This is a genomic window from Daejeonella sp., from assembly GCF_044232565.1.
GTDB lineage: Bacteria > Bacteroidota > Bacteroidia > Sphingobacteriales > Sphingobacteriaceae > Daejeonella.
Genome location: NZ_JBIILQ010000155.1, coordinates 1 through 6,627 on the forward strand (window position 1 = coordinate 1; position 6,627 = coordinate 6,627).

The 6,627-nt window shown below is 37.1% G+C and carries 4 protein-coding genes, 1 tRNA gene and 3 pseudogenes; 2 read left to right on the forward strand and 6 right to left on the reverse strand.

All coding sequences use genetic code 11. From position 1 onward, the window contains the following. The 6 genes and pseudogenes from ACILQF_RS09060 to ACILQF_RS09085 all read right to left on the reverse strand — a co-directional run. Positions 1-994 (reverse strand): annotated as a pseudogene (locus ACILQF_RS09060) (M1 family peptidase); the annotation flags it as partial. Between the two features lie 43 nt (positions 995-1,037). After that, positions 1,038-1,385 carry an ArsC family reductase gene (locus ACILQF_RS09065; RefSeq protein WP_395627097.1) on the reverse strand — a complete coding sequence of 116 codons (348 nt, stop codon included), beginning with the start codon at positions 1,383-1,385 and terminating at the stop codon, positions 1,038-1,040. A gap of 32 nt (positions 1,386-1,417) precedes the next feature. Then, positions 1,418-1,978 (reverse strand): aminoacyl-tRNA hydrolase, encoded by a 561-nt coding sequence (gene pth / locus ACILQF_RS09070; protein ID WP_395627098.1) that lies wholly within the window; start codon positions 1,976-1,978, stop codon positions 1,418-1,420. Between the two features lie 106 nt (positions 1,979-2,084). Further along, on the reverse strand, positions 2,085-2,660 hold the full coding sequence (locus ACILQF_RS09075) for a 50S ribosomal protein L25/general stress protein Ctc (RefSeq protein WP_395627099.1): 576 nt from the start codon (positions 2,658-2,660) through the stop codon (positions 2,085-2,087). A gap of 63 nt (positions 2,661-2,723) precedes the next feature. Then, positions 2,724-3,668, reverse strand: coding sequence for a ribose-phosphate pyrophosphokinase (locus ACILQF_RS09080; protein WP_395627100.1), 945 nt, complete (start codon positions 3,666-3,668; stop codon positions 2,724-2,726). Between the two features lie 99 nt (positions 3,669-3,767). After that, positions 3,768-3,841: transfer RNA gene (locus ACILQF_RS09085), tRNA-Gln, on the reverse strand. Between the two features lie 201 nt (positions 3,842-4,042). On the opposite strand from ACILQF_RS09085, the pseudogene ACILQF_RS09090 reads away from it, so the two are divergent. Together ACILQF_RS09090 and ACILQF_RS09095 are read left to right on the forward strand one after the other, a co-directional pair. Further along, a pseudogene (locus tag ACILQF_RS09090) lies at positions 4,043-4,885 on the forward strand (DUF2723 domain-containing protein); the annotation flags it as partial. A 992-nt stretch (positions 4,886-5,877) separates the two neighbouring features. Next, positions 5,878-6,627 (forward strand): annotated as a pseudogene (locus ACILQF_RS09095) (DUF2723 domain-containing protein); the annotation flags it as partial.

Sequence of the window (6,627 nt, forward strand, 5' to 3'; positions counted from 1 at the left end):
CCGCAGAGGATGCCCATGCAGCATCCCGTGCATTCTTAAGTTGAAACTTCCAAGTAAGTTCTGTCTTGCTTGAAGGGCGTGATTTCGGGTCTAAAACTTCATTTGCAGATCGAATTACCACAGTTTTATCACTCTTTTCTGCCATCTTCCAGCGATTTTGCTGTTCTACTGTATAAACTTCCTGCGGATTTATTAGTTCTCCGGAGCTAACTACAATATGAGTAGAGGGCACAGTAATACTAATATCGTAATCGCCATACTCGAGGTAAAACTCACTCGGCCCGGTATAAGGTGTCATATTCCAACCCAAAACATCATCGTAAACACACATTCGTGGATACCATTGAGCCACCGTATATACTTTACCATTTTTAGTATTCAAAATCCCCATACGGTCGGAACCATAATCTGGGGAAACAAAGGAATAATCAATTTTTAATTTCAGTTTACCTCCAGTAGCACTCAATTCAGTCGGCAGGAAAATCTGCATTCTCGTATCATTAATTGAGTATTTCACATCCGATTCAACATTTTTCCCATTAACAAGAGAAACTATTTTCACGGCTTTAATTTTATAACCCCCCTCAAATGCTTGTCCACGGCCGCCATTACGACTCCCACTAACTGGCACAATTGCATTACCTCTTGAATCATCTCGAAATAAATTTTGATCTAGCTGCATCCAAAGGAATGCTAACTTATCGGGACTGTTATTGGTATAGCTAACTATTGAGGTCCCAGAGATTTCATTTGTTCCTTCGTTTAACCTAACAGATAATTTATAATCTGCTCGATTCTGCCAATATTTTGGTCCAGGCTGACCACTTGCCGATCGATATTCACTCCCGTTTTTAGTATAAAAATTAGGGTTGAAAGCCTCTGTATAATCGTATTTATTGACTGGATTTATTGTTTGAGCTAAAGACTGTGTGAAGGCTAAAGACACAAAAGCACAAGCAATCAAAAAGAAGTTTAAATGTTTAGCTTTATTCATATTAATGGATTGAAAATGAGTGAATTGAAATTTTAATTAATAATTATTTTAGAATACTGGCAAACTGCTCTTCATCATAACCTAAGAAAAGCAAACCTGATTCTGTTTCTACCACAGGTCGCTTAATAATGCTAGGCTTTTCTTGCATCAACTTAAAAGCCGCATCTTTAGACACAATCGTTTTTTGAAGTTCAGTATCAAGATTTTTCCAGGTGGTTCCTCTTTTATTGAGCAATGCCTCCCAGCCTAGCTTATTAGACCAGGATTCTAATTTGGCTTCATCAATACCCGATTTCTTAAAATTATGAAAATCAACATCAATCTGATGATTCCTAAACCAATCTAGCGTTTTTTTTACTGTATTACAATTTGGGATTCCGTAAATTTTCATTGTATGATCTGCAAAATGTTGAATTGTTGATTTTATTTGTTCAGGCGAGTCATGGTTAGCTCTGTACCCGCAGTAACAAAGCTTTCAATAAATTCTATTGAACGATCTATAAGTGCCGGCAATTCCTTTTGTTCTTCCGGATCAAAGCCACTTAAAACATAATCTACTTGCCTTCCTTTAGGGAAGTTATCGCCAATACCGAAACGCAATCTTGGATAATCAGCACTACCAAGCATCGCTTCGATATTTTTTAAACCATTGTGGCCTGCTGGACTTCCCTTCGGCTTCAATCGGACAGTTCCAAAAGGTAGTGCCAGATCATCCACAACAACCAAAATATTTTCTTTAGGGATACCTAATTCCTGCATCCAATAATTAACCGCCTTGCCACTTAAATTCATGTAAGTAGTAGGTTTTATAACATAGATACTTCTACTTTTATATTTAAACTCCGTGTAATAGGCAAGTCGCATATTAAAAAAGGGAGCATGCGATTGCTTTGCAAAAGCATCTGCTACCATAAAACCAATATTATGTCTTGTATCTACATATTCTGGTCCGATATTCCCTAAGCCAATAATCAAGTATTTCATGAACAACAAATATGGCAGAAAGCTTTCAAAAAAAGGCTAATTCTTACCAAAAAAAAATAGCAGTGCAAGAAATCCTACACTGCTATTAAAAAAAAAATAAAAAAAATTATTTTTTACCTTCGTTTTCAGCTTGCTTCAATGCACGTGACATTGTAACTGAAACGATGGTATCATCAGAATTATTAGTAATCTTGAAATTGTCGAATTTCAACTCTCCAACACCAACAGATTTACCTACTTCAAGCGAAACAATACTAACCTCAACATACTGAGGCATATCTTTTGGCAATGCCCTAACACGAAGTTTACGCAATTTCTGAACTAATTTACCACCAATTTTAACACCAGGTGAAGTTCCAGTCAACTTTACAGGAATCTGCATAAGTACTGGCTTAGTCTCATCTAATTCTAAAAAATCAATGTGTAAAGGTAAATCAGTTAATGGATGAAAAGTAACATCCTGAATAATGGCTTGTGCTTTCACACTACCAATTTCTAAAGCAACGAATGAAACTTCTGGTGTATAAACCAGAGCTTTCAAATCAGCTGCAGACACAGAAAAGTGGATTTGGTTTTTTCCACCATAAAGAACTGCTGGCACTAAGCCTTGATAACGCAGCTCTTTTGCGTCTCTTTTCCCTACGTTCTCTCTTGGAGAACCGCTAATAGCAATTGATTTCATTTTAATTTATTAAATATAATTATTACCAGGCGAGCTTAAACCTGAAAACTAAGCTCATTTTCTTTATTCAATTTTAAAAAGATCACTGATTGATCCATGTTCATTCACGTTGGCAATTGCTCTACTGAAGAGGTCAGCCGTTGAAAGAACTTTAATTTTGGCACTAGATTTTACTGAAGCTATGGTATCTGTCACAATTAGCTCAGTCAAAGCAGACCCTTCAATTGTTTTGTAAGCATCACCAGAAAGAACTGGATGCGTACATACCGCTCTAACACTGCTAGCGCCATTTTCCATAATTAACTCAGCAGCCTTTGCTAATGTTCTGGCTGTATCACAAATATCATCCATTAACACAACATCCCTACCGGTAACATCTCCAATAATTGACATTGATTCAATTTCATTCGCTCTTTTACGCTGCTTGTCGCAGATAACAACTTCTGCATTAAAAAACTTAGCAAATGTTCTTGCTCTGTATGAACCACCCATATCAGGTGATGCAATGGTTAAATTGGGAAGATTTAAATTTTTAATGTGAGGAACAAAAATCACAGAAGCATCTAAATGATCGACCGGAATATCAAAAAATCCCTGAATTTGAGCCGCATGAAGGTCCATAGTCATAATTCTATGTGCACCAGCTGCAGTTATTAGATTGGCCATTAATTTAGCTCCAATTGCCACACGAGGTTTATCTTTCCTGTCTTGACGCGCAAATCCAAAGTAAGGAACAACCACTGTAATGTAATGCGCAGAGGCTCTTTTAGCCGCATCAATCATCAATAAAAGCTCCACCAAATTATCGTTAGGCTGATTGGTAGATTGGATTAAGAAAACATCACAACCACGAACTGTTTCATTGAAATGAGGCTGAAATTCACCATCGCTAAACTTCGATAAGGTAACATCACCTAATTTTATTCCATAACTCTCTGCAATGTTTTTAGCAAGTTCAGTAGTTCCAGAGCCGGCAAATAATTTGATTGGATTGAAAGAGAGAGCCATTTTTTTTCGAATTCGGATTAATGCTTAAATGAAAACAATAATAAATAAATTTAATCGCAAAGCGAAAAATATGAGTAATTCCGAAACTCGAAATTTAATTGGTTGCCCGACCAGGATTCGAACCTAGACAAACTGCACCAAAAACAGTTGTACTACCATTATACTATCGGGCAATCAAATTCAAAAAGAAGCTCCTTTTGAAATGGAATGCAAATATAAGGGGATATAACATTAACTGCAAATCAAAATGAAATTTTTATCAATTATTATTAAAAAGCCCTTTTTACGTTAATTAGTGTTAAAGCAAAGCCTTTTTCTTCGGCTAATAACATTAATTTATTAATTTCGCTTACAATATTTTTGATCTTGAACACATGAATTATAACAAAATCAACAATTTACTAGGCTGGTTCAGCTTTCTGACAGCCCTAATTGTCTATACTTTAACACTTGAACCATCTGCAAGTTTTTGGGATTCTGGCGAATTTATCGCCTCAACCTATAAGCTCCAAGTGGTTCATCAACCGGGCGCACCTCTATATTTAATGCTCGGAAAAGTTTTTTCTTTGCTAGCTGGAAATGATACTAGCAGAGTTGCTTTTTGGATTAATATGTGTTCTGCCGTAGCAAGTGCTGCAACAATATTGTTTTTATTCTGGACCATTACAGCCCTAGCAAAGAAAGTACTTGCTGTAAAAGGTGAAAGTCTTTCTAACTGGCAACTCATAACTATTATGGGCTCCGGAATAGTGGGTGCATTAGCTTATACCTTTTCAGATTCCTTTTGGTTTTCGGCAGTTGAAGCCGAAGTTTATGCACTATCATCTCTATGTACAGCAGTCGTATTTTGGGCTATATTAAAGTGGGATCAACAAGCAGATGAACCTCATGCCGACAGGTGGTTAGTTTTTATTGCCTATGTTATGGGACTTTCAATTGGTGTTCACCTATTAAACTTACTCGCAATTCCTGCCATTGCTCTGGTGTATTATTTTAGAAGATCAAAAACAAGAACTACTTCAGGTACCCTCCTTACTCTGTTGGTAGGCATCCTTATTCTTGCTTTTATTCAATATGGTATCGTGCAATACACGGTAAAATTTGCAGCCTATTCGGATTTGTTTTTTGTAAATACCCTCGGATTAGGTTTTGGAACAGGTGTAATTTTCTTTGCTCTGCTAGTAATCACCATCTTGGTTTCTGGAATTTTATACAGTATAAATGCAAGTAAAACTTACCTCTTAATTTCAATCACCTCTTTTGTGGCCTTAATGACTATCGGGGCTGGTATTTCTGGCTTAATTGTGGCTGGTATTATTCTTGCCGGACTTGAATTCATTCTTAAAATTCGCGAAAAAAGAAGAGTACTTAACCTTGCATTAATTTCCGTTGTATTTATCATTTTGGGATACGGATCATTCGCTCTGATTGTAATTAGAGCAAAAGCAGACCCAACATTAAATAATAGCGATCCGGAAAATGCATTTTCTTTATTGAGCTATGTTAACCGTGAACAATATGGAGATCGCCCCTTACTTTATGGACAAATGTTCGATTCCAAGCCAATTGATAGTAAAGAAGGAGATATTATCTACCGTAAAGGAAAAGATAAATATGAAAATGCAGGCCAAAAATACGAACGTGTTTATGACCGGAATGTTCTATTGCCAAGGATGTATAGCGATGACCCACAGCACATTAACTTCTATCGCGATTGGATGGGATTAGATGAAAACCAATCGCCTACTTTCTTTAATAACATCGGCTTCCTAATCAGCTACCAAACTAGCTTCATGTACACTCGCTATTTTGCATGGAACTTTATTGGACGACAAAATGATGAACAAGGCCATGGCAATTACATTCATGGAAACTGGCTTTCAGGTATTAAATTCATTGATAATATGTTATTGGGAGGGCAATACGATCTCCCAAAGAGTCAGTTAACCAATAATGCCTACAATAAATTTTACTTCCTTCCCTTTATACTAGGTATCATAGGTGCATTATGGCACTTTCAAAAAAACCAAAAGGATGCTGGAATAGTTGCACTTTTATTCTTCTTTACAGGACTAGCCATTGTTCTTTATTTGAATCAAAATCCGCTGCAGCCTAGAGAAAGGGATTATGCCTATACAGGCTCTTTTTATGCCTTTGCCATCTGGATTGGACTCGGAGTAGCTGGAATAGCAGATTTTATCCGTAAAAAATGAGCGCTCCAAAAGCTGCAGTAATTGCATACATTATCGGACTCTTGGCGGGACCAGTTTTAATGGCTAAGGAAGGTTGGGATGATCACGATCGTTCCACAAAATTCACCGCAAGAGATATGGCAAACAATTACCTAGAATCTTGCGCGCCAAATGCCATTTTATTCACTTATGGCGACAATGACACCTATCCTCTTTGGTATGCTCAAGAGGTTGAAAATATTCGTCCAGATGTACGAGTAGTTAATCTAAGCCTGCTTGGAACTGATTGGTATATCAGGCAAATGAAGAAAAAAGTAAATCAGGCCGATCCCCTACCCATTACTATGCCCGATGAAAAATATGTTCAGGGCGTTAGAGATGTATTAGGATACCAAGATTACATAAGCGACGAATCAGTAGAGCTTAAGGATATTTACGACATCTTGCTATCTGATAATGACGCTGATAAGGCTGCCTATCAAGATGGCAGCAAGGAAAATTTCCTTCCCACCAAAAACTTTAAAATTACCATTGACCCTAACCAGATTATTTCAAGCGGAACAGTTCCAGCAAATAAAAAGGATCTGATTGCCTCTTCAATTGAGTGGAAGTATAATAAAAATTATGTAACTAAAACAGAACTGGCCCTAATTGATATACTCGCTCACAATGATTGGAAACGTCCGATTTACTTTGCCATAACTGTCCCGGAGGATAATTATATGGGCCTAGGCGACTACCTGTACAATGAAGGATTTGCCTATCGC